General features: G+C 36.1%; 25 protein-coding genes and 7 tRNA genes. 23 read left to right on the top strand and 9 right to left on the bottom strand.

Going from position 1 to position 21,185, the window contains the following annotated elements; translation table 11 throughout:
• Positions 1–28 precede the first annotated feature (28 nt).
• Entirely contained in the window at positions 29–877 is an 849-nt protein-coding gene (locus T513_RS0106350; protein WP_080692707.1) for a DJ-1 family glyoxalase III, read from the top strand.
• A gap of 64 nt (positions 878–941) precedes the next feature.
• Here the strand turns inward: T513_RS0106350 and T513_RS0106345 are convergent.
• Positions 942–1,017: transfer RNA gene (locus tag T513_RS0106345), tRNA-Glu, on the bottom strand.
• Between the two features lie 2 nt (positions 1,018–1,019).
• Positions 1,020–1,096, bottom strand: a tRNA-Asn gene (locus T513_RS0106340).
• Positions 1,097–1,329: 233 nt separating this feature from the next.
• On the opposite strand from T513_RS0106340, the gene T513_RS0106335 reads away from it, so the two are divergent.
• The 17 genes from T513_RS0106335 (at position 1,330) to T513_RS0106255 (ending at position 14,744) form a co-directional block, all read left to right on the top strand.
• Positions 1,330–1,884 carry a biotin transporter BioY gene (locus tag T513_RS0106335; protein ID WP_051654412.1) on the top strand — a complete coding sequence of 185 codons (555 nt, stop codon included), beginning with the start codon at positions 1,330–1,332 and terminating at the stop codon, positions 1,882–1,884.
• A 97-nt stretch (positions 1,885–1,981) separates the two neighbouring features.
• Positions 1,982–2,209 carry an acyl carrier protein gene (acpP, locus tag T513_RS0106330; protein ID WP_029071639.1) on the top strand — a complete coding sequence of 76 codons (228 nt, stop codon included), beginning with the start codon at positions 1,982–1,984 and terminating at the stop codon, positions 2,207–2,209.
• A gap of 57 nt (positions 2,210–2,266) precedes the next feature.
• The gene (accB, locus tag T513_RS0106325; RefSeq protein ID WP_029071638.1) at positions 2,267–2,722 is read left to right on the top strand and encodes an acetyl-CoA carboxylase biotin carboxyl carrier protein; all 456 of its coding nucleotides are present in this window, start codon (positions 2,267–2,269) and stop codon (positions 2,720–2,722) included.
• Between the two features lie 2 nt (positions 2,723–2,724).
• Positions 2,725–4,086 carry an acetyl-CoA carboxylase biotin carboxylase subunit gene (locus tag T513_RS0106320; RefSeq protein ID WP_029071637.1) on the top strand — a complete coding sequence of 454 codons (1,362 nt, stop codon included), beginning with the start codon at positions 2,725–2,727 and terminating at the stop codon, positions 4,084–4,086.
• Positions 4,079–4,939 (top strand): acetyl-CoA carboxylase, carboxyltransferase subunit beta, encoded by an 861-nt coding sequence (accD, locus tag T513_RS0106315; protein WP_029072600.1) that lies wholly within the window; start codon positions 4,079–4,081, stop codon positions 4,937–4,939. The genes T513_RS0106320 and accD overlap by 8 nt, the downstream gene beginning before the upstream one ends.
• 10 nt (positions 4,940–4,949) lie before the next feature.
• Entirely contained in the window at positions 4,950–5,897 is a 948-nt protein-coding gene (locus T513_RS0106310) for an acetyl-CoA carboxylase carboxyltransferase subunit alpha (RefSeq protein WP_029071635.1), read from the top strand.
• Positions 5,890–6,351: a MarR family winged helix-turn-helix transcriptional regulator gene (locus T513_RS0106305; RefSeq protein WP_031589427.1), complete on the top strand. Its 462-nt coding sequence runs from the start codon at positions 5,890–5,892 to the stop codon at positions 6,349–6,351. Before T513_RS0106310 ends, T513_RS0106305 begins: the two co-directional genes overlap by 8 nt.
• On the top strand, positions 6,351–7,271 hold the full coding sequence (locus T513_RS0106300) for a beta-ketoacyl-ACP synthase III (protein ID WP_031589425.1): 921 nt from the start codon (positions 6,351–6,353) through the stop codon (positions 7,269–7,271). Before T513_RS0106305 ends, T513_RS0106300 begins: the two co-directional genes overlap by 1 nt.
• Positions 7,272–7,283: 12 nt before the next feature.
• Entirely contained in the window at positions 7,284–8,219 is a 936-nt protein-coding gene (locus tag T513_RS0106295; RefSeq protein WP_029071632.1) for a nitronate monooxygenase, read from the top strand.
• Entirely contained in the window at positions 8,216–9,277 is a 1,062-nt protein-coding gene (locus T513_RS0106290; RefSeq protein ID WP_029071631.1) for an NAD(P)H-dependent flavin oxidoreductase, read from the top strand. Before T513_RS0106295 ends, T513_RS0106290 begins: the two co-directional genes overlap by 4 nt.
• Positions 9,274–10,197, top strand: coding sequence for an ACP S-malonyltransferase (gene fabD / locus T513_RS0106285; RefSeq protein WP_029071630.1), 924 nt, complete (start codon positions 9,274–9,276; stop codon positions 10,195–10,197). Before T513_RS0106290 ends, fabD begins: the two co-directional genes overlap by 4 nt.
• A 2-nt stretch (positions 10,198–10,199) precedes the next feature.
• Positions 10,200–10,952 (top strand): 3-oxoacyl-[acyl-carrier-protein] reductase, encoded by a 753-nt coding sequence (gene fabG / locus T513_RS0106280; protein ID WP_031589423.1) that lies wholly within the window; start codon positions 10,200–10,202, stop codon positions 10,950–10,952.
• A gap of 11 nt (positions 10,953–10,963) precedes the next feature.
• Positions 10,964–12,208 (top strand): beta-ketoacyl-ACP synthase II, encoded by a 1,245-nt coding sequence (gene fabF, locus T513_RS0106275; RefSeq protein ID WP_031589422.1) that lies wholly within the window; start codon positions 10,964–10,966, stop codon positions 12,206–12,208.
• Entirely contained in the window at positions 12,198–12,626 is a 429-nt protein-coding gene (gene fabZ, locus T513_RS0106270; RefSeq protein ID WP_029071627.1) for a 3-hydroxyacyl-ACP dehydratase FabZ, read from the top strand. The genes fabF and fabZ overlap by 11 nt, the downstream gene beginning before the upstream one ends.
• Positions 12,627–13,319 carry a biotin--[acetyl-CoA-carboxylase] ligase gene (locus T513_RS11765; RefSeq protein ID WP_051550674.1) on the top strand — a complete coding sequence of 231 codons (693 nt, stop codon included), beginning with the start codon at positions 12,627–12,629 and terminating at the stop codon, positions 13,317–13,319.
• 30 nt (positions 13,320–13,349) lie between these two features.
• Positions 13,350–13,811 (top strand): MarR family winged helix-turn-helix transcriptional regulator, encoded by a 462-nt coding sequence (locus tag T513_RS0106260; protein ID WP_051550673.1) that lies wholly within the window; start codon positions 13,350–13,352, stop codon positions 13,809–13,811.
• 450 nt (positions 13,812–14,261) lie between these two features.
• Positions 14,262–14,744 carry a hypothetical protein gene (locus tag T513_RS0106255; RefSeq protein ID WP_031589418.1) on the top strand — a complete coding sequence of 161 codons (483 nt, stop codon included), beginning with the start codon at positions 14,262–14,264 and terminating at the stop codon, positions 14,742–14,744.
• Positions 14,745–15,164: 420 nt separating this feature from the next.
• Here the strand turns inward: T513_RS0106255 and T513_RS0106245 are convergent.
• From T513_RS0106245 to T513_RS0106215, 7 genes are all read right to left on the bottom strand, one after another.
• Positions 15,165–15,238: transfer RNA gene (locus T513_RS0106245), tRNA-Gly, on the bottom strand.
• A gap of 5 nt (positions 15,239–15,243) precedes the next feature.
• Positions 15,244–15,332, bottom strand: a tRNA-Leu gene (locus T513_RS0106240).
• Between the two features lie 22 nt (positions 15,333–15,354).
• Positions 15,355–15,438, bottom strand: a tRNA-Tyr gene (locus tag T513_RS0106235).
• A gap of 4 nt (positions 15,439–15,442) precedes the next feature.
• Positions 15,443–15,518, bottom strand: a tRNA-Thr gene (locus tag T513_RS0106230).
• Positions 15,519–15,534: 16 nt separating this feature from the next.
• Positions 15,535–15,610 (bottom strand) — tRNA-Val (locus T513_RS0106225).
• A gap of 112 nt (positions 15,611–15,722) precedes the next feature.
• Positions 15,723–16,853 carry a sensor histidine kinase gene (locus T513_RS0106220; protein WP_029071624.1) on the bottom strand — a complete coding sequence of 377 codons (1,131 nt, stop codon included), beginning with the start codon at positions 16,851–16,853 and terminating at the stop codon, positions 15,723–15,725.
• Positions 16,850–17,554, bottom strand: a complete 705-nt coding sequence (locus T513_RS0106215; RefSeq protein WP_029071623.1) for a response regulator transcription factor — start codon at positions 17,552–17,554, stop codon at positions 16,850–16,852. Before T513_RS0106215 ends, T513_RS0106220 begins: the two co-directional genes overlap by 4 nt.
• A 189-nt stretch (positions 17,555–17,743) precedes the next feature.
• Here T513_RS0106215 and T513_RS0106210 point away from each other — a divergent pair, with 189 nt between their 5' ends.
• From T513_RS0106210 to tnpA, 5 genes are all read left to right on the top strand, one after another.
• Entirely contained in the window at positions 17,744–19,348 is a 1,605-nt protein-coding gene (locus tag T513_RS0106210; RefSeq protein WP_031589417.1) for a CTP synthase, read from the top strand.
• Between the two features lie 62 nt (positions 19,349–19,410).
• Positions 19,411–19,884, top strand: a complete 474-nt coding sequence (ispF, locus tag T513_RS0106205) for a 2-C-methyl-D-erythritol 2,4-cyclodiphosphate synthase (protein WP_029071621.1) — start codon at positions 19,411–19,413, stop codon at positions 19,882–19,884.
• 11 nt (positions 19,885–19,895) lie between these two features.
• On the top strand, positions 19,896–20,465 hold the full coding sequence (locus tag T513_RS0106200; protein WP_031589416.1) for a rhomboid family intramembrane serine protease: 570 nt from the start codon (positions 19,896–19,898) through the stop codon (positions 20,463–20,465).
• Positions 20,462–20,749: a DUF188 domain-containing protein gene (locus T513_RS0106195; RefSeq protein ID WP_051654411.1), complete on the top strand. Its 288-nt coding sequence runs from the start codon at positions 20,462–20,464 to the stop codon at positions 20,747–20,749. The genes T513_RS0106200 and T513_RS0106195 overlap by 4 nt, the downstream gene beginning before the upstream one ends.
• Before the next feature lie 27 nt (positions 20,750–20,776).
• Entirely contained in the window at positions 20,777–21,178 is a 402-nt protein-coding gene (gene tnpA, locus T513_RS0106190; RefSeq protein WP_031589414.1) for an IS200/IS605 family transposase, read from the top strand.
• Positions 21,179–21,185: the final 7 nt, after the last annotated feature.

Genomic DNA, 21,185 nt, shown 5'->3' with positions numbered 1-21,185 from the left:
GAAAGCTATCAAGGAAATAAGAGAATACTTGGCGCATCAAAGAACACATTTTGATTTGCCTCTTCGCTTTATTGGAACTCCTTTTGAAAAGAAAGTATGGAAGGCCATTGCGGATGTTTCATATGGACAATGTGCAAGTTATAAGGATATTGCCCAAAAGTTATCTATGAAAGCCTATCAGGCTGTTGGCCAGGCATGTAAGAAGAATCCTTTTCCTATCATTGTAGGATGTCATCGCATTATCTCAACGAGTGGAGATATTGGGGGATATGCCGGTGGAAGAGAACGTAAACTGTTATTGCTGAAATTGGAAAGGAGAGACAAAATGAAAACTGCGGTTTTATTAGCAAACGGTTTTGAAGAAATCGAAGCACTTGGGGTAGTAGATATTTTAAGAAGAGCTGATCTTGATGTAGATACAGTCTCAGTAAATGAAACATTAGAAGTAACTTCTTCTAGAGGCATTAAGGTTATGGCTGATAAATGTTTTGAAGACATGGATCACTATGATATGCTTATTGCTCCTGGTGGAGGAGGAGCTTGGGTCTTAAGAGATGATCAGCGTGTAACAGATCTATTCAAAAAATATTTTGAAGAAGATAAGTACGTGGCTGCTATCTGTGCTGCTCCTATGGTTTTAGGAAAAGCTGGTATTGTAAAAGGAAAAAATGTAACATCTTACCCTGGTGAAGAGATTGAATCTTATTTAAAAGAAGGCAACTACAAAGAAGATGCTGTTGTCATTGATGGAAAAATGATCACTTCTAGAGGACCAGCTACAGCCATGGCATTTGCTTATGCATTAGTGGAAATCCTTGGAAAAGATGCTGAAAGCTTAAAAGAAGGTATGCTATATAATAAATACCAGAGCGCATAACGCTCTGGTATTTTTGCATAAAGAAAAAACACACATTCGTAAGAATGTGTGTCATGTCTACAAATGGTGACGGATACGGGATTCGAACCCGTGAATGCATGCGTGAAAGGCATGTGAGTTAACCGTTTCTCCAATCCGCCACTGGCGCCTGTTGTAGGACTCGAACCTACGACCCCCTGATTAACAGTCAGATGCTCTAACCAACTGAGCTAAACAGGCATCTCTTTCGTGTGCATTAGTAATTTATCATATATTTTAGAGGTTGGCAATACTTTTTTTTAGTATTTTTTGATTTTTTTTATGAAATGAAAGAATGGCGAAAGTTCCCCTGTTTAAAAGCAATTTCACTAAGTCTCAATAAGAAAAGTAACTAGTATAGCAAACTAAATGTAAAAGAGTTCTTTACTATTAATGATATTTGTGGCATTATAACCAACAAGGGGGTATATATTTTGAAGTTAGAAACAAAAGAGATGGTACAGTGTGCGTTGTTTGTTTGCTTGATTGCAGTATTTGCACAGATCAGCATTCAGCTTCCTACAAGAGTACCAATTACTATGCAGACACTTGCAATTTATTTTATCGCATTAACAAGTAGCCGTCGTGTTACTTTGATCAGCACATCATTATACATATTGATGGGGGCTATCGGATTAAGTGTATTTAGTGGATTTAGTGGTGGCGTTGCAGCACTTGTTGGTCCAGCAGGAGGATTCTTATTCAGTTTCCCAATTATGGCATATTTAATTAACCTTATTGCCGGAGAAAAAGAATCGTATGTAAGATGGGGATTAGCACTTCTTGTTGGTTCAATTGTATGTTATACAATCGGAACAGTATATTTTGTATTTGTCACAAAATCATCGATTATCGTTGCGCTTACTGCTTGTGTAATTCCATTTTTACCAGGTGATCTTGCAAAGGTCATTGTATCTGTTATGCTTGCAAAAAAGTTAAAAAGATTTGTGTATCAAAACAAAAAAGTCTCATTAAATAGCGCAAATTAAAACTTTGGTAAAATATAAGTTTTTAATATCAAACTATTTACAAATCAAAACATTAGTGTTATCATGCACCTGTAATCAATAAGAGGAGGAAAATATTATGACATTTGATAAAGTAAAAGAAATTATTATTGATTCATTAAGTGTAGACGAAGATAAGGTAGTATTAGAAGCATCATTATCTGATGACTTAGAAGCAGATTCATTAGATGCAGTAGAATTAATCATGGCAATCGAAGACGAATTCGGAATTGAAATTCCTGATGAAAAAGCAGGCGAAATGAAGACTGTTAAAGACATCGTAGATTACGTTGAAGAAAACGCCTAATATTTTTTTAGAATTATAACTTGAAATTCAAACTTTGATAATCAAAGGAGACAGACAGTGGATTTAGTAAAAGATTTGATTAAAGCTTTCGAAGAAGCGGAAATCAGTAAGATGAAAATTGAAATGAATGATCTTAAGCTGGAAATGGAAAAAGAAGGAACTAATCAGCCTGTACTTGTACAGGCTCCTGTCTCTCCTGCACCTGTTGCATCAGCACCAGCTGCACCAGCACCAACACCTGCTCAATCGAGCGCAGGGACTCCTGATCTTATTACAGGAACAGAAGTGAAATCGCCATTAGTAGGAACATTCTATCGTGCTCCTTCTCCTGATGCGCAACCATTTGTTCAGGAAGGTGATACTGTCAAAGAAGGACAGACACTTTGTATCATTGAAGCTATGAAAGTCATGAATGAAATCAAGGCACCATGTAATGGTAAGGTTGCAAGAATCGTACCTGATTCAGGAGATATGGTGGAATTTGATCAGATGATCATGATCATTGAGGAATAGCTATGTTAAAGAAGATACTTATTGCAAACCGTGGAGAAATCGCGGTACGTATTATTCGTACATGTAAAGAGCTTGGGATAGAGACGGTTGCGATCTATTCAACTGCTGATCGTACGTCTTTGCACACACAGCTTGCGGATGAAGCTGTGTGCATTGGCGGACCACGTCCAGCAGAAAGCTATCTAAACATGGGCGCAATTATTGAAGCTGCAAGCCAGACTGGCTGTGATGCCATTCATCCAGGTTTTGGTTTTCTTTCTGAAAACACAGAATTTGCGGCGCTTGTAGAAGAATGTGGCATGAAGTTTATTGGGCCTAAGCCTGAAGTTATCGATGCTCTTGGTAATAAGTCAAAGGCCAGAGAAATGATGATTGAAGCTGGTGTTCCAGTTGTTCCAGGTAGTGAAGGATCTGTCAATACATATGAAGCATTAAAAGAAGTTGTTGATCGCATTGGCTATCCAGTACTGATTAAGGCAAGTGCTGGTGGAGGTGGACGTGGTATGCGTCGTGCCTACAAGGAAGAGGAATTAAAGAAAGCTTTCGAAACAGCCAAGGCAGAAGCAAAAGCAGCTTTTGGTGATGATGATATGTACGTTGAAAAATTAGTTCTTAATCCTAAACATGTAGAGTTCCAGATTTTAGCTGATGAACATGGACATGTTATTCACTTAGGAGAAAGAGATTGTTCAATTCAAAGACGAAATCAGAAGATGATTGAAGAGTCTCCATGTAAGGCTTTAAGTGAAGAATTAAGAGAACGTATGGGTAATGATGCCGTTAAGGCAGCTAAAGGTGCAGGCTATACCAATGCCGGAACCGTTGAATTTGTTCTTTCTCCTGAAGGAGAATATTATTTTATTGAAATGAATACGAGAATTCAGGTTGAACATCCTGTCACTGAAATGGTCACAGGTATCGATCTTATCAAGGAACAGATTCGTATTGCCTCAGGGTTAAAGCTTAACTATGCACAAGAAGATATCCATTTAAATGGACATGCTATTGAATGTCGTATTAATGCAGAAGATCCACACAATAATTTTGCACCAAGTCCAGGTACAATTAAATCTCTTCATATTCCAGGAGGACCAGGAGTGAGAGTTGATACCTTTATTTATCAGGGATATCAGATTTCTCCATTCTATGATTCTATGGCTGCAAAAGTCATTGTACATGCACCAACTCGTCTGGAAGCAATCAGAAGAATGAGAAGGGTACTTGGTGAACTTGTTATTGATGGCATTAAGACAAACCAGACAATTCAGTTCTATATTCTTCATCAGCCCGATTATATTAAAGGAAGATTTAATACAAGCTTTATTGAAAAACATTTAGAAGAGATGGTAACAGACAATGGATAAATTACTGAAAGAACGCCGTCATAGACTTAATGAGTTTAAAGATTATCTTGGAAAAAAACCAGCATCTAAACATGTGGAGATTCCTGATGGTATTTATACCAAATGTCCTCAATGTGAAGGGCTGGTTTTGTCTTCTCATATAAAAGAGAATATGTATGTTTGTCCTAAATGTGGACGTCATATGTATATAAGTGGTCATGAACGTCTTGAACAGTTATTTGATAATGGAAAATACAAGGAATATTGGTCTTCAATGAAAACGAATGATCCACTTGATTTTCCTGATTATGACCTAAAGCTTGAAAAAGCCAAGAAAAGAACTGGCATGAATGATGGTGTCATTGTAGCAAGTGGTAGAATCGGCCATATCAAGACTGTTGTAGTTGTTATGGATAATCATTTCATGATGGCTTCAATGGGTACTGTTGCTGGTGAAAAGATTACACGTGCTATTGAATATGCAACAAGAAAGAAAAGACCACTGATTATCTTTTCATCAAGTGGTGGAGCAAGAATGCAGGAAGGCATCTTCTCACTTATGCAGATGGGTAAAACATGTGCTGCATTGAAAAGACATATGAACGCAGGTCTACTTTATATTTCTTATTTGACACATCCTACAACAGGTGGTGTAACAGCATCATTTGCATTACTTGGAGATATTAATATTGCAGAACCTGGTGCACTTATTGGATTTGCTGGTCCTCGTGTTATTGAATCAACACTTCGTCAGAAACTTCCAGAAGGATTCCAGAGATCTGAATTCTTGGTAGAACATGGTTTTGTAGATTTAATTGTAGAAAGAAATAAATCTAGGGAAACATTGATTACCCTATTGCATCTGCACAGTTAGGAGGCAGCTTATGTCTTTAAAAGAAAAAGAAAAGAAAATTAAAGAGCTAGAAGAAAAGCTACAGCGCATTAAGAACGATCCTGATCTTATTGATGCTGTTGAAGGAAAAAGAATTGAAGATACGATCACACGATATAAAGAACATACGTACTCCTCTTTAAGTGCATATGATCGTGTCTATCTAGCAAGAAAAAGTGAAAGACCCCATATTAAAGAATATATTGCGAACTTATTTGATGACTTTATCGAAATGCATGGTGATCGTTTCTTCAAGGATGATCAGGCAATTGTCGGAGGAATTGGATATTTTAATCACCTTCCAGTTACTGTAATTGGTCATCAGAAAGGTCGTAATCTTGATGATAATATGAAATGCCAGTTTGGTATGGCATCACCTGATGGGTATCGTAAAGCGATGAGACTTATTAAGCAGGCAGAAAAATTTAATCGCCCCATTATTACATTTGTAGATACACCGGGTGCTTATCCTGGTATTGAGGCAGAAGAAAATGGAATTGGTGAAGCTATTGGGCAGAGCCTTATGCTTCTATCCGATGTAACAGTACCAGTTATCGTCTTCGTTGTCGGTGAAGGTGGTTCAGGAGGCGCTTTAGCAATCAGTATCGGCGATCATATTGCGATGCTTGAAAATGCTGTGTATTCAGTATTATCTCCTGAAGGATTTGCTTCTATCTTATGGAAAGATACTAAGGGTGAACGTGTTGGAGAAGCTTGTGAAGTCATGAAGATGACTGCCAAGGATCTCTATGAAGCACACATTATTGATGAAATTATTCCTGAAGCGTTAGGTGGTGTACATAAGGACCCAGCGCTTACTTATAGAAAAATTAGACAGGTAATTACTGAACAGCTTGATGCTTTAGTAAGAGTGTCTAAAAAAGATCTTCTTAATAGAAGATATGCGAAATTCAGAAAGATTGGTGACTATCGTGGCTAAAAGTACTATTTCTCAAAGAGAATTAATTAATGATAGTTTTACATGCTTGTTTCAGAAGATGCATGTCCTTGAAGATTATTATCTAAAACAGAAAGGTATTAAGGACCTTTCTTCTAATGAATTACGTATCTTGGATATTACGACACAGATGCAATGTCCAACAATGGGAGATATTGCTCATCGTTCTAGATTATCTAATGGAACAATTACGATTACTATGAGCAAGCTAGAAAAGAAGGGCTATGCACAGCGTATTCGTGATGAAATTGATAAACGTATAGTTAGAGTAAAATTAACACCTGTCGGTCTTAAGGCCGTAAGATGTAGAAAAAAATTTTTTGAAGAATTAATAGATCACGCCTGTGAAGATCAGCATATCGTTTCAGATGAATTGTTATTAAGTACATTGAAGAAGATTTCTGAATTCTTTGAAGGTGTGAAGGAGGAACTTTAATGGATGGCATAAAAATCGTAAGTACAGGGTATTATGTCCCTCCTCGTGTTGTTACAAATGATGATTTTGCAAAAAAGATTGATACGAGCGATGAATGGATTTCTACGCGTACAGGTATCAAGACAAGACATTTTGCTGAAGGGGAAGATACCACAGATCTAGCTTTTAAAGCATGTGAGAATGCTTTAAAGGATATTGATAAATCACAGGTAGGAATGATTCTTGTAGCATCTATTACAAATACTTATTTTACTCCTTCAACAGCTTGTCTTTTACAAGAAAGACTTGGTCTTGATGAAGAGGTGTTTGCCCTAGATATCAATGCAGCATGCAGTGGATTTGAATATGCTTTATCTTTAGCTAGATCTTACATGCATTTCTGTAAAAAGAAATATGCCATTGTAGTAGGTGCTGAAACATTATCTTCAATTATGGATTTTACTGATCGATCAACATGTGTACTCTTTGGTGATGGAGCAGGAGCAGTTGTATTAGAGAAAGCAGATGCTCTTTATCTTGATTATCATGGAGCAAGAGGACAGGCTGACCCACTTTTTGCAAGTAGGGAAGAAGGCTATATGAGAATGCAGGGAAGAGAGGTCTTCCGTTTTGCGACATCTTCGATTGCGGAATGTATTGAGCATTTAACAAAAGAAGCTCATCTTACATATGATGATATTGATTATTTTGTATTACATCAGGCAAATGGGAGAATTATTTCCCATGTCTACAAAAAATTAAAGATTCCATCAGAGAAGTTCTATATTAACTTGGATCGTTATGGCAATACTTCAGGGGCAAGTGTTCCTCTAGCATTGGCAGAAATGAACGAGAAAGGCATGCTGAAGCGTGGCATGAAGATCATGCTGGTAGGCTTTGGCGGCGGTTTGGCCTATGGAGCCAATCTACTGGAATGGTAAGGAGAAAATGATATGTGGTTAAATGAAACATTGAATATAAAATATCCACTAATTCAAGGTGGTATGGCACGTGTTGCAACCGGAGCATTTGCTGCTGCTTCAAGTAATGCTGGAGCATTAGGTCTTATCGGTTCTGGTGGAATGACTGCTGAAATGTTAAAGGATGCAATCAAGGAAGCTAAAAGCTTAACTGATAAGCCATTTGGTGTCAACTTGATGTTAATGAATCCAGAAGCTGACAAACAGGCTCAGCTTGTTATTGATGAAGGAATCAAGGTTGTTACAACTGGTGCAGGAAATCCAGGTAAATATATGAAAGCTTGGAAAGAAGCTGGCATCATTGTTATTCCTGTTGTACCAAGTGTTGCTCTTGCAAAAAGAATGGAACGTGCTGGTGCTGATGCTGTTATTGCAGAAGGAACAGAATCAGGTGGACATGTTGGTGAATTAACAACTATGGCACTTTTACCTCAGGTAAAGGCTGCAGTTAATATTCCTGTTATTGGTGCAGGAGGAATTGCAAGTGGAAAGCAGGCTCTTGCTGCGCTTGCATTAGGAGCAGATGGATTCCAGGTTGGAACTATGTTATTGGCTGCTAAAGAAGCGCCAATTCATGAAAACTATCGTCAGGAAGTATTGAAAGCTAAGGATACTGGTACAACTGTAACTGGTCGTATTGCTGGTACTCCTGTCAGAATCATCAAGAATAAAATGGCTAAGGAATATATCAAGAGAGAAAAAGAAGGCGCAAGCATGATGGAACTCGAAAAGTTCACTCTTGGTGGATTAAGAAGAGCTGTTGTAGAAGGTGATGTAGATACTGGATCACTTATGGCAGGTCAGGTAGCAGGTATGGTCAATAAGGAAGATACACTTGCTAATATTATTGAAAATCTCTTTAAAGAATTAAAAGAAGAACAGAAAAAGATCGCTGAGGTTAATCTATGAGAACAGTAAAAATAGGAAATCGTGAACTTCGTGTTCCTATTATTCAAGGAGGCATGGGTGTTGGTGTTTCCTTAGGAAATCTTGCCGGTCATGTTGCCAAGGAAGGTGCTATGGGTATCATTTCTTCAGCTCAGATTGGCTTTAAAGAAAAAGATTTCGATAAGAATGTCAAGGAAGCTAACTTACGTGCACTTGATAAGGAAATCAAGAAAGCAAAAGAAATTGCTCACGGAAAAGGTATGGTTGGAGTAAATGTCATGGTAGCATTATCTGACTATGCTGAACATGTCAAACAGGCTGTTAAGAGTGGTGCCGATGCTATTATTTCAGGAGCAGGTCTTCCTATGAAGTTACCTGAACTTGTAGGGAATGCTAAAACAAAGATTGCTCCTATTGTTTCTTCTGGTAAAGCAGCGAATCTTATTCTTCGTTCATGGGATCGTAAGTTTAAAAGAACTGCTGATTTCATTGTTATTGAAGGATGGAAAGCTGGCGGTCATTTAGGCTTTAAGAAAGAAGAAATCGCTGAAGGAAAATGCAAGGAACTACTTGATATTCTTCCTGATGTAAAGAAGGCTATTCAGCCTTATGTAGAAAAATATAATAAGCACATTCCTATTTTTGTAGCTGGCGGAATCTATACTAAAGAAGATATTGAACAGGCTTTAGAAAAAGGTGCCGATGGTGTACAGATTGGAACACGTTTTATTGCAACTCATGAATGCGATGCTGATGAAGCATATAAGCAGTATTTTGTGAATGCGAAAGAAGAAGACATCATGATTGTACAATCACCAGTAGGTATGCCTGGTAGAGCCATCAAGACAAAATTCATGGAAAAGGTAGCTCAGGCTAAACAGCCAATCAAGAAATGTTATCGTTGTATTTCATCATGTAATATCGTTGATGCGCCTTATTGTATTACGAAAGCATTAATTGATGCTGTAGAAGGACGTGTCGATGATGGTCTTGTTTTTGCTGGTGCCAACGGTGCACGCATTAATAAGATTGTAAGTGTTAAGGAACTCATTGAAGAGTTAACAGGAGGAGAGAAATGAAATTAGGATTGATCTTTGCAGGACAAGGTAGTCAGTATGTTGGGATGGGAAAATCACTATATGATAATTATCCTGAAGCAAGAGAAGTAATAGATGATATCTCTCTCGACTTTGACTTTAAAGAAATGATGTTTTCAGGAAACGAAGAAGAACTATCACAGACTGCTAATACACAGCCATGTATGGTTGCGGTAGCAGTGATGGCTACTCGTTTACTTAATGATAGAGGAATTGTTCCAGATTATACATGTGGTCTTTCTTTAGGTGAATATTCAGCATTATCTTGTGCTGGTGTATTAACACCAAAAGAAGCTGTTGAACTTGTACGTGTACGTGGAAAAGCTATGGAAAAAGCAGTTGAAGGCTTAAAGAGCAAGATGGTTGCTATCATTGGATTAGATAGAGATAAATTAAATGAAGCTATTTCAAAAGTAAATAGCGGCGTTGTTTCTATTGCTAATTACAACTGTCCAGGACAGCTTGTTATCGGTGGAGAAGAAGAAGCAGTCGATGAAGTAAGTCAGCTTGCTTTAGAGGCTGGTGCAAGACGTGCTATTCCATTAAAGACAAGTGGACCTTTCCATACTGCATTATTAAAGAGTGCAAGTGAAGAATTACATGAATATTTTAAGAATGTTGATTTCAAGGACATGAAGCTTCCAGTTATTTTCAATAGTACTGGTAAAGAACTTGAAGAAGGTGTCACTGTAGCACAGATGCTAGAAAAGCAGGTTATGAGTCCTGTTTATTTTGAAGACAGCATTCGTTATATGATTGATCATGGAGTAGATACAATTATTGAAGTTGGTCCAGGTAAAGTATTAAGTGGTTTTGTTAAAAAGATTGATCGTAAGATCAAGCTTTATCAGGTTGAAGATCAGGAAACACTTGAAAAAGCTGTTTCAGAATTGAGAGGATAAATATGAATCTTAAGAATAAAGTCGCTTTTGTAACAGGTAGTATTCGTGGTATTGGACGTGAAACAGTATTAACATTAGCTCGCTATGGTGCCAATGTTGTGATTAATTTCCGTGATCATAACAATAATCGTGATTTAGCTGAAGCTTTAAAGAAAGAATGTGAAGCATTTGGTGTTGAAGTTCTTCTTGTAGAAGGAGATATTTGTCACGAAGATGATAATACAAGAATGTTCAAGGAAATTAAGTCTCACTTTAAACGTCTTGATATTCTAGTAAATAATGCAGGAATTACTAGAGATAATCTTATTCTTCGTATGAAGACAGAAGATTTTAATGATGTCATCGATGTCAATTTAAAAGGTACATTCCTTTGCATGAAACAGGCTTCACGTTTAATGATGAAACAGAAATCTGGTCGTATTATTTCTTTATCATCAGTTGTTGGTGTTATGGGCAATGCTGGCCAGGTTAACTATTCAGCAAGCAAGGCTGGCGTAATCGGTATGACTAAGTCATTGGCAAGAGAACTTGGTTCTCGTGGTGTAACTGTAAATGCGGTAGCACCTGGATTTATTGAAACAGCTATGACTTCTTCATTGCCTGAAGAGATTGTAGAAACAATGAAATCACAGATTCCATTAGGTTCATTTGGACAGTGTCAGGATGTCGCTGAAGCAATTGCCTTTTTAGCAAGTGATGAAGCACGTTATATCACTGGTCAGGTGTTATGTGTTGATGGCGGAATGGCCATGTAAGGAGAATGAATATGAAAAGAAGAGTTGTTGTTACGGGGTTAGGAACAATCAATGCTGTTGGTCATAATGTAGAAGAGTCTTGGAAGGCTATTAGAGAAGGCAAGAATGGTATTGCTCCTATTACTCATTTTGATACAGAAAACTTTAAAGTAAAGATGGCAGGGGAAGTCAAGGATCTTACTGTCGCTGATTATATTGATAAAAAAGAAGCTAAGAAGATGGACCGTTTTATTCAGTTAGGTATCATTGCTGCTAATGAAGCGGTTAAAGATTCAGGTCTTGATACTAATGCTATTGATCAAACAAGATTTGGTGTCGTTGTATCAAGTGGTATTGGTGGATTAGGATCAATTGAAACTAACTTTGAAAAAGGTACAAAGAGAGGGTTTGATCGTGTATCACCATTCTTTATCCCAATGACAATTTCTAACTTAGCTGCTGGTCATATTGCGATTATGCATCATGCAAAAGGTTTATGTACTTGTCCAGTTACTGCATGTGCTGGTGGTACTAACGCTATTGGAGATGCATTTAGAAATATCAGAGATGGTTATCAGGATGTCATGATTGCTGGTGGATGTGAAGCATCTATCACAAGACTTGGTATCGGTGGATTCACTTCTATGAAAGCTTTATCTGAATCAGATGATGCATCTAGAGCTTCTATTCCATTTGACAATGAAAGAAATGGATTTGTCATGGGTGAAGGTGCTGGTATTCTTATTCTTGAAGAATATGAACATGCTAAAGCAAGAGGTGCTAAGATCTATGCAGAAATGATCGGTTATGGTGTATCATGTGATGCTCATCATATTACAGCTCCAGCTCCAGAAGGAGAAGGTGGCGCTAGATCTATGCAGAATGCTTTAAATGATGCACATATTAAACCTGAAGATGTTGATTATATCAACGCTCATGGTACATCTACTCATCTTAATGATTTAGGTGAAACACAGGCTGTTAAAGCTGTTTTCAAAGATCATGCCTACAAGTTAAAAATGAGTTCTACAAAAGGAAATACTGGTCATTGTTTAGGTGCTGCAGGTGGTATTGAAGCAGTATTTAGTGTTAAGGCTATTGAAGATCATTTTGTACCACCAACAATCAACTATAAAGAAAAAGATCCTGAATGTGATCTTGATATTGTTCCAAATAAAGGAATTGAAGAAGATGTCCATGTTGCAATGAGTAACTCATTAGGATTCGGTGGACATAATGCTACAATTATTTTTAAGGAGATTGACCATGCAGCTTAATAGTAATGAAATCGCAAAAATTAATCCTCATCGCTATCCTTTTGCCCTTGTAGATCGTATTACTGACTATAAGCCAGGAGAATATGCCAAAGGGATTAAATGTATTTCAGTTAATGAAATGCAGTTCATGGGACATTTCCCAGAACATCATGTTATGCCAGGCGTTCTTATTGTAGAAGCGCTTGCTCAGACAGGATGTGTCGCAATCCTTTCACAGGAAGAATACAAAGGAAAAATTGTATTCTTTGCAGGTATTAATAAATGTAAATTCAAAGGGCAGGTTACACCTGGAGATGTTGTTGAATTAGAATGTACACTTACACGAATGAGAAAATCAATCGGTGTAGGAGAAGCTGTTGCTAAAGTTGATGGTAAAGTTGTCGTTAAGGCAGAATTAACATTCGCTATTGGAGAATAAATGCAAATTATATCGTTTGAGACAATTCCGTCAACGAATGATTATCTGAAAGAACATTATAAAGAATGTCTTTCTCCAACAATTGTCACAACAGAGTATCAAAGCAAAGGCCGAGGTCGTGGCAATCATCAGTGGATATCAAAAAAGGGAGAAGACTTGATCTTCTCCCTTTTTGTTGAAGATAAAAGAGACGGAGTCACACTGACTATGATCATGGCCTACAGCATCGTTTGTGCCTTAAAATCGCAGCAGATAGATGCAAAAATTAAATGGCCTAATGATATATATGTCAACAAGAAAAAGGTCGCAGGAATCTTGACTGAGACGATTTATGAGAAAGATAAGCATTATCTTATCATTGGGGTAGGTCTTAACATAAACAATAAAGAATATGCCGGATTACCTATTAAATGCAGTAAAGAAGAACTGTTAAAGACAATCTATGAGACCTATTTCTCTTTCTGCAAGAAAGATTATGAACATGATCTGCTTGATAAAATCAATAGCTGTTCTTATCTTAAGGATGTTCTTGTAGAAGATGAAGAGCATGGCTATATTCAATATGAAAGACTAAATGCGGATGGTACAATCACCATTACTACAGCAACAAATGAAAAATATAAAGTATCAATCAACACAATCTCATTAAGAAATAAAAAAATTAAATACAAATCACTTTCCTTTGACGCGTAAAATATGTAAAATATTGTGTGGTGAACAAATATGATAAATAAAGAAAAAGATTTAATGGACATAATAACAGATACGTTCTATTTAGCCAAAAAAGTAAAAGAAGATTACCTAAAAAAAGGTCCTTATCCTGAATTATCATTAACAGAAATCAATGTTATTGAAGCAGTATCAAAAGAACAGTTCCCTACTATGGGGGCAGTCGCAGATCGTTTGCGTGTTACTGTAGGTACATTGACTACTAATGTAAAATCTATTATTAAAAAAGGCTTCTTAACTAAAGAACGTTATGAAAAAGATCATCGATTTACAATTTTAAACATTACACAAAAAGGCTATGAAGCATTGGCAGTACATAATGAATTTGCCAAAAAACTATCAGATTTCTATGCTAAAAGAATGACGGATGAACAGTTCAATTGGGTACAGGAAACATTTTTAGGTGTTCAAGAAGGATTAAAAGATTATAGAGAGGAATTATTAAAGAAAGACTAATGACCTATTTTAGGTCATTTTTTATATCTTGAGATCGTAAAAGCAAACGCAACTGTAAGAGTAAATTTCAGTAGAATTATATGAAAGACTAAGTTCTACTTTTCACTGCCAGAAGTGGAATTTAAATTTTCACTTTAAGTATTTTCAAAAATATATATATTTTTTTATAGTTATGAAATATATGATGTATAATTTAGTTAATAATAGAAAAGCGATGGGGATTATAAAAAGTATGTTGAGTTCATCATCAACAAGTCTGTCTGACATTCCATTTTCATGTAGTCTACATATATATTTTACATTGTTTTATCATTCGTAATTCTATTGCAGGTTAGTACATGTCTCTTGGTGGCACACAAATGGCTTCAGCATTCATCTGAATAAAAAAAGCTTGTGATGCCACATGAAAATTTCGTCAATAATATCCAAAATGTGAAAGGGGATTTACAAATGATAATGAACAGGAAGTTTAGAATTGCTTTGATTGCCGGCGTGATTGCAGTATTCTGCGTGATTCATACATGCTGGTTTCTTTCACTCCCCAACTACAAAAACAACAAAAAGAGAATAGCTCTGCAAGTGGATACTGATTTTAGCTACAAATCCATATATATAAGTGAAGCAAGCTTTGAAAATGATATGACAAATTTATGCAGATTCACATTAAAAAAACCGAAACAGCTTAAAAACTTTGTTCCATTCAGTCAACTCAACAAAAAAAAGAAAGATGATATTGAAACATTTTATAATACAGATTGGGGAGATCAAGAGGATGACGATAGTTTTGACAGTGTCAATGAGGAACTGTCTTCCTTAAGGTCCTCTCCTAAGACCAGGTATATCCATCATAATATTTCAAACGATATGTCCTATGAGCTGTATATATACAATGAAGAAATGAATGTAGGATATCATGTTGTTTTAATTTTCTAGGAGTCACAATTCATTTTGTCATGAATGACTCAATACGAGCAGGCAGATGATAAGGATTACGGTGTTGAACAAAGAAAAGTGAAAAATGTTTCTTTTCACATAATGATATTGAATTGATCTTAGAAATCGAACGAAAAAAACGTGATGATCATCTGCACCACGTAAATATATCTATTGGAATAAGATATTGGTTGAATTTTTTTCAACATTATTACTACAGCACATTTATATGACTATCAAAAGACGATGGGAAATTGATCCTGTCGTCTTTTTTTAGAAATAGAGACATCTTTTCAATGATTAATAAATCGTACGTGTATCAATAATGTATAATAAAACACTTCCGAAGAAGTGTTACGTAAGCAATGGTATAGAGCCAAAATAAAAAGTACATCATCTCTGACGTACTTTGATTTTAAATGGAGCGGGTGATGGGAATCGAACCCACGTAGTCAGCTTGGAAGGCTGAAGTTCTACCATTGAACTACACCCGCATTGATGGTGCCTCGGGCCGGAGTCGAACCGGCACGGAGTTTGAAGTCCGCGGGATTTTAAGTCCCGTGCGTCTACCAATTTCGCCACCGAGGCAAAATAGTTATTAAATAAGTAATGGTGGGGAGGGACGGATTCGAACCATCGAACCAAAAGGAACTGAGTTACAGTCAGCCGCGTTTAGCCACTTCGCTACCTCCCCAGAATGGTGCCGGCTATAGGACTTGAACCCACAACCTACTGATTACAAGTCAGTTGCTCTACCAATTGAGCTAAGCCGGCATTTTATGAAAATAAATGGTGGGGGCTAACGGGCTCGAACCGCTGACCCTCTGCTTGTAAGGCAGATGCTCTCCCAACTGAGCTAAGCCCCCATCGGTTTTTTCTCTATCGAGAACGATTTATATCTTACATGAAGAAGTATAAAGAGTCAATAGCTTTTGAAAAGTTTTTTTGCTTTTTTTTGACTGAATAAAAATCAGAGGCTTATGCCTCTGATTCTTCATTATGAAATCTTGCGAGAATGACAATAAAAGTTGTTATATGATCTCGACTTGTAACCAATATCTGTCCCTTATGCATCTTCACAATATTCTTGGCAATAGCCAATCCTAATCCAGTACCACCTTGTGAAGTACCTCTAGATTCATCAGTACGATAGAACTTATCAAAGAGGTAAGGGATATCTTCTTTATTGATTGTATCTCCTTCATTGATGACTTTTACAGTAATTGTATCATCATCAGTAAGAGCTTCTACTTTTAATGTAGAGTGATTATAGCCATACTTTAAGGCATTTGAAATAAGGTTCTCAAATACTCTTGCAAGAAGCTGTCCATCTCCAACTACATTCATAGTAGAAGCAGGAATAATGAATTCTGGTTTTATATCATGTTCTTCAAATGAAGGATAGAATTCATCTTCCATCTGCAATAACAATTCAGCAATATTGATAATATTGAGATTCATGATCATATTTGGATTATCAATCTTTGTGAATTCAAAGAGATCATCCATCATTGATTTTAGTCTTAAAGCTTTATCATAGCCAATGTTGGCATACTCTTGAACCTTATCACTATCAAGATTCTTATTTTGACGTAGAAGATCAAGATAGCCGATAATTGTAGTTAAAGGTGTTCTTAAATCATGAGCTACATTGGTAATCAATTCATTCTTTTGCTTTTCAGCATTTCTTTCTGCATCATAGGCAAGTCGTTCATTTTCTTTAAGAATGGCACTCTCTTCTTCTTTATGTTTAAGAGTATTAGCTAAAGCATTAATATTTGCGGCTACCATTCCTAATTCATCATCATATTCAATTTCACAGTAGGTATCATAGTCACCCATGGTAACTTGCTGAATCTTCTGGTTGATTTGATTAATATAATGAAAGTTGATATTGATTAACTTCATGAAAGAAATAATAAAGAAAATCATGGCAACCATAAAGCAGATGACATCTCTTATGCGTGTATTGCCTAAAATGTTCATGTGCAATAATAATATAGAAAGTAAACCGTAGATAATGACTGCTACTACATAGCTAATAGAAATGTTGATGAGGATTCGCCATCTGAATGATGTCACAAACAGATGTCTGATTTTTTGCATCATAGACTGAATTTATATCCGATTCCCCAGACAGTCTTTACATGTCTAGGCTTTCTCGGTTCTCTCTCTATCTTTTCTCTAAGCTTTCTAATATGTACCATGATGGTATTATTGGCATTCGTTGGTTTTTCTTTCCAGATTTTTGTAAAGATATCTTCTGTTGAATAGACTGTTTCAGGATCACTTGCAAGAAGAATAAGAATCTGGTATTCAATTCTTGTCAATTTAACAGATTCACCATCAAGAAGAACCTGTTTCTTTTTAGTATCAATGACAAGATCATTAGCCTGAATGATGGAGTTGGCTTCTCCAATTGGACGATTATATGTAGAAGCTCTTCTTAGCTGTGATTTGACACGTGCAACAAGTTCCATTGCATTGAATGGTTTTGCAATATAGTCATCGGCTCCTTTTAATAGTCCTACGATCTTATCGTCTTCTGATGATTTAGCTGAAAGGAATATAACAGGAATGTTATATTTTTCTCTGATCATCTCTAATGCTTCTAAGCCATCGATATCTGGCATCATGACATCAAGGATGACAAGATCAATCTTAAATTTTTCGATATCTCTTAATATAGTGTATGCATTATATCTTTTTTCAATTTGAAACCCTTCTTGAGTCAAATAGATTTCTATTAAATCACAGATTTCTTTTTCGTCATCGACTACAAGAATATGAGGTGTTTTATTGTTATCCATAATGTGCCTCCCTTATTTCCTAATGATAAAATAACTGTTAAAAATAATCAATAAAGCACTTGATTTTTTATCAATAAAACAATTGTTTTTAATTTGTGAGAAAATAGTTGCAACGTAAAATGTTTTTTGCTAGAGTATACGAGGGCACCCACAAATGTGGTGCGTTTTTTATTTTAGGAGGAATATGACATGGCAAAGTTTATTTTTGTTACCGGTGGTGTTGTTTCAGGGTTAGGTAAAGGATTAACTGCTGCATCACTTGGTAGAATTTTAAAAAACAGAGGGTTCAAGGTATTCATGCAGAAGCTTGATCCATATATCAACGTTGACCCAGGTACAATGTCTCCATTCCAGCATGGGGAAGTCTTCGTAACACAGGACGGGGCAGAAACTGACCTTGACTTAGGTCATTATGAACGTTTTATCGATGTAGAATTAAATAAGAACTCATCAGTTACAACTGGGAAAGTCTATAGCACAGTTATCGCTAAAGAAAGACGTGGGGATTATTTAGGAGCAACAGTTCAGGTGGTTCCTCATATTACAAATGAAATTAAAGATCGTATTTATAAAGCTGCTTCTTCTAGTGATGCTGATATTGTCATCACAGAAGTAGGTGGTACAGTTGGTGATATTGAATCATTACCATTTATTGAAGCAATCAGACAGGTAAGACTTGATTTAGGATATGATAATACTTTATATATCCATACAACTCTTCTTCCATATTTAGGTGGATCTAAGGAAGTTAAGACTAAACCAACTCAGCATTCAGTTAAACAGATGTTAGGATATGGTATCCAGCCTGATATCGTTGTTTGTAGAAGTGATCATGAAATTACTCAGGATCTTAAAGATAAGATTTCATTATTCTGTAATATTCCAACAAAGGCTGTAATTTCTAACTATAATGTAGATGTATTATATGAACTTTCTTCAATGTTACATAAGCAGCATATGGATGATCTTGTATTAGAACATTTCCATTTAGAAGCTCCAGAAGCTGATATGAAAGAATGGGATGAATTAATTGAAAGAGTTAAGAATCTAAAAGATAAAGTAAAAATCAAGATGGTTGGTAAATATATCCAGTTACCTGATGCTTACATTTCAGTTAATGAATCATTACATCATGCCGGATACTATGCTAATAGTGAAGTTGAAATTGAATGGGTAAACTCTGAAGAAATCAACAAGGAAAATGTTGCTAAGGTATTAGAAGATGCTGATGGTATCTTAGTGCCAGGTGGATTTGGATACCGTGGTATTGAAGGTATGATCACTGCTATCCAGTATGCTAGAGAACATGATATTCCATTCTTAGGAATCTGTTTAGGTATGCAGTTAGCTTCTATTGAATTTGCTAGAAATGTATGTCATCTAGAAGATGTTAACTCATTAGAGTTCGATAAGAACTGTATGACACCATTGATCACATTAATGAACGATCAGTCATTAGAAACAATGGGTGGTACTCAGCGTTTAGGTGATTATACTTGTGCTATCGCACCAAATACAAAAGCAGCTTCTTTATATAAAGAAGAAACAATCAAAGAAAGACATAGACATCGTTATGAATTCAATAATGTCTACAGAGATATTCTTGTCGATGCAGGACTTGTTATCTCAGGAAAGAATCCTAAGAGAGACTTGGTGGAAATCATTGAAGTACCAGAACATCCTTACTTCATTGCATGTCAGTTCCATCCAGAATTCAAATCACGTCCAAATAGAGCACATCCATTATTCCAGGGATTAGTTAATGCTGCTCACGATAAGAAATACGGAAAATAAGAACAGGAAATATAACCCTGTTCTTTTTTTGTGTTAGAATATGTGTGAAAGAGAGGCATAATATGAGAATAGGACAATCAATTGATATTCATCAGCTAGTAGAAGGAAGAAAACTCATCCTCGGAGGTGTAGAAATACCTTATGAAAAAGGATTAAAAGGACACAGCGATGCGGATGTACTTTTACATGCTATTATTGAATGTATTATTGGTGCAATGGGATTAGGTGATATTGGAAAACATTTTCCTGATACTGATCCTCGCTACAAGGGGATTTCATCCATGATTCTGTTAGAAGAATGCTATCGATTAATGAAAGAGAATCATTATAAAGTAGGAAACATTGATGCAATCATCATGACAGAACAGCCTAAGATGGCACCTTATATTCCTTTAATGAGAAAAAATGTAGCTAACGTCTTACACTGTGATGAATCACAGATTAACATCAAGGCTACAAGAGGAGAAAAGATGGGATTTGTTGGTAGAGGAGAAGGCATTGTTTCTCAGTCAGTTTGTCTATTAGAAGATGAATAAGGAGATCTTATATGATAACAAATAGTTATATTTTTATTTGTGTCGTTGTTTTTATCTATATCAACTTTATATCAAAAGAAGATCACACAACATCTATAATGAAGTTGGGTGCACTTTATGTTCCTAAAGTACGTGAAGGTGAATGGTGGCGTATGATTACCTGTCATTTCATTCATGAAAACATCATGCACCTATTTATGAACATGTACTGTATTTATTTCCTCGGAAATTATTTCGAATCTATGCTAGGAATTTACTATATTCCACTTGTTATAATGGGGATGCTGACATCATCATTATTTACAGTATTGGCACCAATGTATTTCCCAAGGCTAGATAATCATATGACCATTGGGGCATCAGGCGTTGCTTTTGCTTACTTTGGCGCAATGATAGGATTAGCGCTTTTCAGTAAAGATAATTATTTCATGTTAATTCTTCAAGGTTATCTTTATATTATTATCATCAATCTTCTATTTACCTTCCTAATGCCAGGAATATCAAAGACTGGACATATTGGAGGATTAATAGGAGGATATCTGTTTACATTTATCTTATATCTAGTAGGACTATTAAAATGAGACTGCTTATTGATGGGGATGCTTGTCCTAATAAAGAAGAACTTTACCAGTTGGCATTAGACTACAACATAGAAATGATTGTCTTTTGTGATTATTCCCATATTATCAATGGAGAATATGAGACAATCTATTGTGATATGGGTCATGATGAAGTGGATCAGATCATCTATAAAGAAGCGCACCGTGATGATATTATAACCCATGTGGGCGAGAAAACCCACGGTTTCAACCATGAGGATGATAGCCCATCTCTTTACTACTTTTGTAGAAATTTCATCGACTAACATCTACAAACATGCTACTATATATTTATGAAGAATGAATACAAACATACAAAGACGACCGTATCATTGATCAACTACCATTTTGTGTTTTGTCCTCGATACCGCAGAAAAATATTTAACATTCAAGGTGTTGAGGATAGGTTTAAAGAGCTTACTATTGCTGAATGTGATAAACAAGGTATTGAAATCCTTGCTTTGGAATGTCATATAGACCACGTACATATTTTTGTAAGTGTACTGCCAACTATGTCTATTCCAAACATAATGAAGCAGATTAAAGGTTGCACTTCGCTCCAATTAAGGGAAGAATTTCCTCAGCTCAAAGCAATGCCGAGTCTCTGGACTCGTAACTACTTTGTAAGCACAGCAGGTAATGTAAGTTCCGAGACTATTAAATGGTATGTAGATACCCAAAAAACAAGACCGTAGGTGATAA

Origin of the sequence: Kandleria vitulina DSM 20405 (assembly GCF_000702065.1) — a bacterium.
GTDB lineage: Bacteria > Bacillota_I > Bacilli_A > Erysipelotrichales > Coprobacillaceae > Kandleria > Kandleria vitulina.
The sequence above is the reverse complement of the archived record's forward strand: the minus strand, read 5'-3'. Positions and strand labels throughout refer to the sequence as shown.

What these genes read in the sequence shown, in the direction of transcription:
- acpP (WP_029071639.1), top strand. Translation starts at nt 1,982, where the DNA reads ATGACATTTGATAAAGTAAAAGAAATTATTATTGATTCATTAAGTGTA.
- T513_RS0106320 (WP_029071637.1), top strand. Translation starts at nt 2,725, where the DNA reads ATGTTAAAGAAGATACTTATTGCAAACCGTGGAGAAATCGCGGTACGT.
- accD (WP_029072600.1), top strand. Translation starts at nt 4,079, where the DNA reads ATGGATAAATTACTGAAAGAACGCCGTCATAGACTTAATGAGTTTAAA.
- T513_RS0106310 (WP_029071635.1), top strand. Translation starts at nt 4,950, where the DNA reads ATGTCTTTAAAAGAAAAAGAAAAGAAAATTAAAGAGCTAGAAGAAAAG.
- T513_RS0106300 (WP_031589425.1), top strand. Translation starts at nt 6,351, where the DNA reads ATGGATGGCATAAAAATCGTAAGTACAGGGTATTATGTCCCTCCTCGT.
- T513_RS0106295 (WP_029071632.1), top strand. Translation starts at nt 7,284, where the DNA reads ATGTGGTTAAATGAAACATTGAATATAAAATATCCACTAATTCAAGGT.
- T513_RS0106290 (WP_029071631.1), top strand. Translation starts at nt 8,216, where the DNA reads ATGAGAACAGTAAAAATAGGAAATCGTGAACTTCGTGTTCCTATTATT.
- fabD (WP_029071630.1), top strand. Translation starts at nt 9,274, where the DNA reads ATGAAATTAGGATTGATCTTTGCAGGACAAGGTAGTCAGTATGTTGGG.
- fabG (WP_031589423.1), top strand. Translation starts at nt 10,200, where the DNA reads ATGAATCTTAAGAATAAAGTCGCTTTTGTAACAGGTAGTATTCGTGGT.
- fabF (WP_031589422.1), top strand. Translation starts at nt 10,964, where the DNA reads ATGAAAAGAAGAGTTGTTGTTACGGGGTTAGGAACAATCAATGCTGTT.
- fabZ (WP_029071627.1), top strand. Translation starts at nt 12,198, where the DNA reads ATGCAGCTTAATAGTAATGAAATCGCAAAAATTAATCCTCATCGCTAT.
- T513_RS11765 (WP_051550674.1), top strand. Translation starts at nt 12,627, where the DNA reads ATGCAAATTATATCGTTTGAGACAATTCCGTCAACGAATGATTATCTG.
- T513_RS0106260 (WP_051550673.1), top strand. Translation starts at nt 13,350, where the DNA reads ATGATAAATAAAGAAAAAGATTTAATGGACATAATAACAGATACGTTC.
- T513_RS0106255 (WP_031589418.1), top strand. Translation starts at nt 14,262, where the DNA reads ATGATAATGAACAGGAAGTTTAGAATTGCTTTGATTGCCGGCGTGATT.
- T513_RS0106220 (WP_029071624.1), bottom strand. Translation starts at nt 16,853, where the DNA reads ATGATGCAAAAAATCAGACATCTGTTTGTGACATCATTCAGATGGCGA.
- T513_RS0106215 (WP_029071623.1), bottom strand. Translation starts at nt 17,554, where the DNA reads ATGGATAACAATAAAACACCTCATATTCTTGTAGTCGATGACGAAAAA.
- T513_RS0106210 (WP_031589417.1), top strand. Translation starts at nt 17,744, where the DNA reads ATGGCAAAGTTTATTTTTGTTACCGGTGGTGTTGTTTCAGGGTTAGGT.
- ispF (WP_029071621.1), top strand. Translation starts at nt 19,411, where the DNA reads ATGAGAATAGGACAATCAATTGATATTCATCAGCTAGTAGAAGGAAGA.
- T513_RS0106200 (WP_031589416.1), top strand. Translation starts at nt 19,896, where the DNA reads ATGATAACAAATAGTTATATTTTTATTTGTGTCGTTGTTTTTATCTAT.
- T513_RS0106195 (WP_051654411.1), top strand. Translation starts at nt 20,462, where the DNA reads ATGAGACTGCTTATTGATGGGGATGCTTGTCCTAATAAAGAAGAACTT.
- tnpA (WP_031589414.1), top strand. Translation starts at nt 20,777, where the DNA reads ATGAAGAATGAATACAAACATACAAAGACGACCGTATCATTGATCAAC.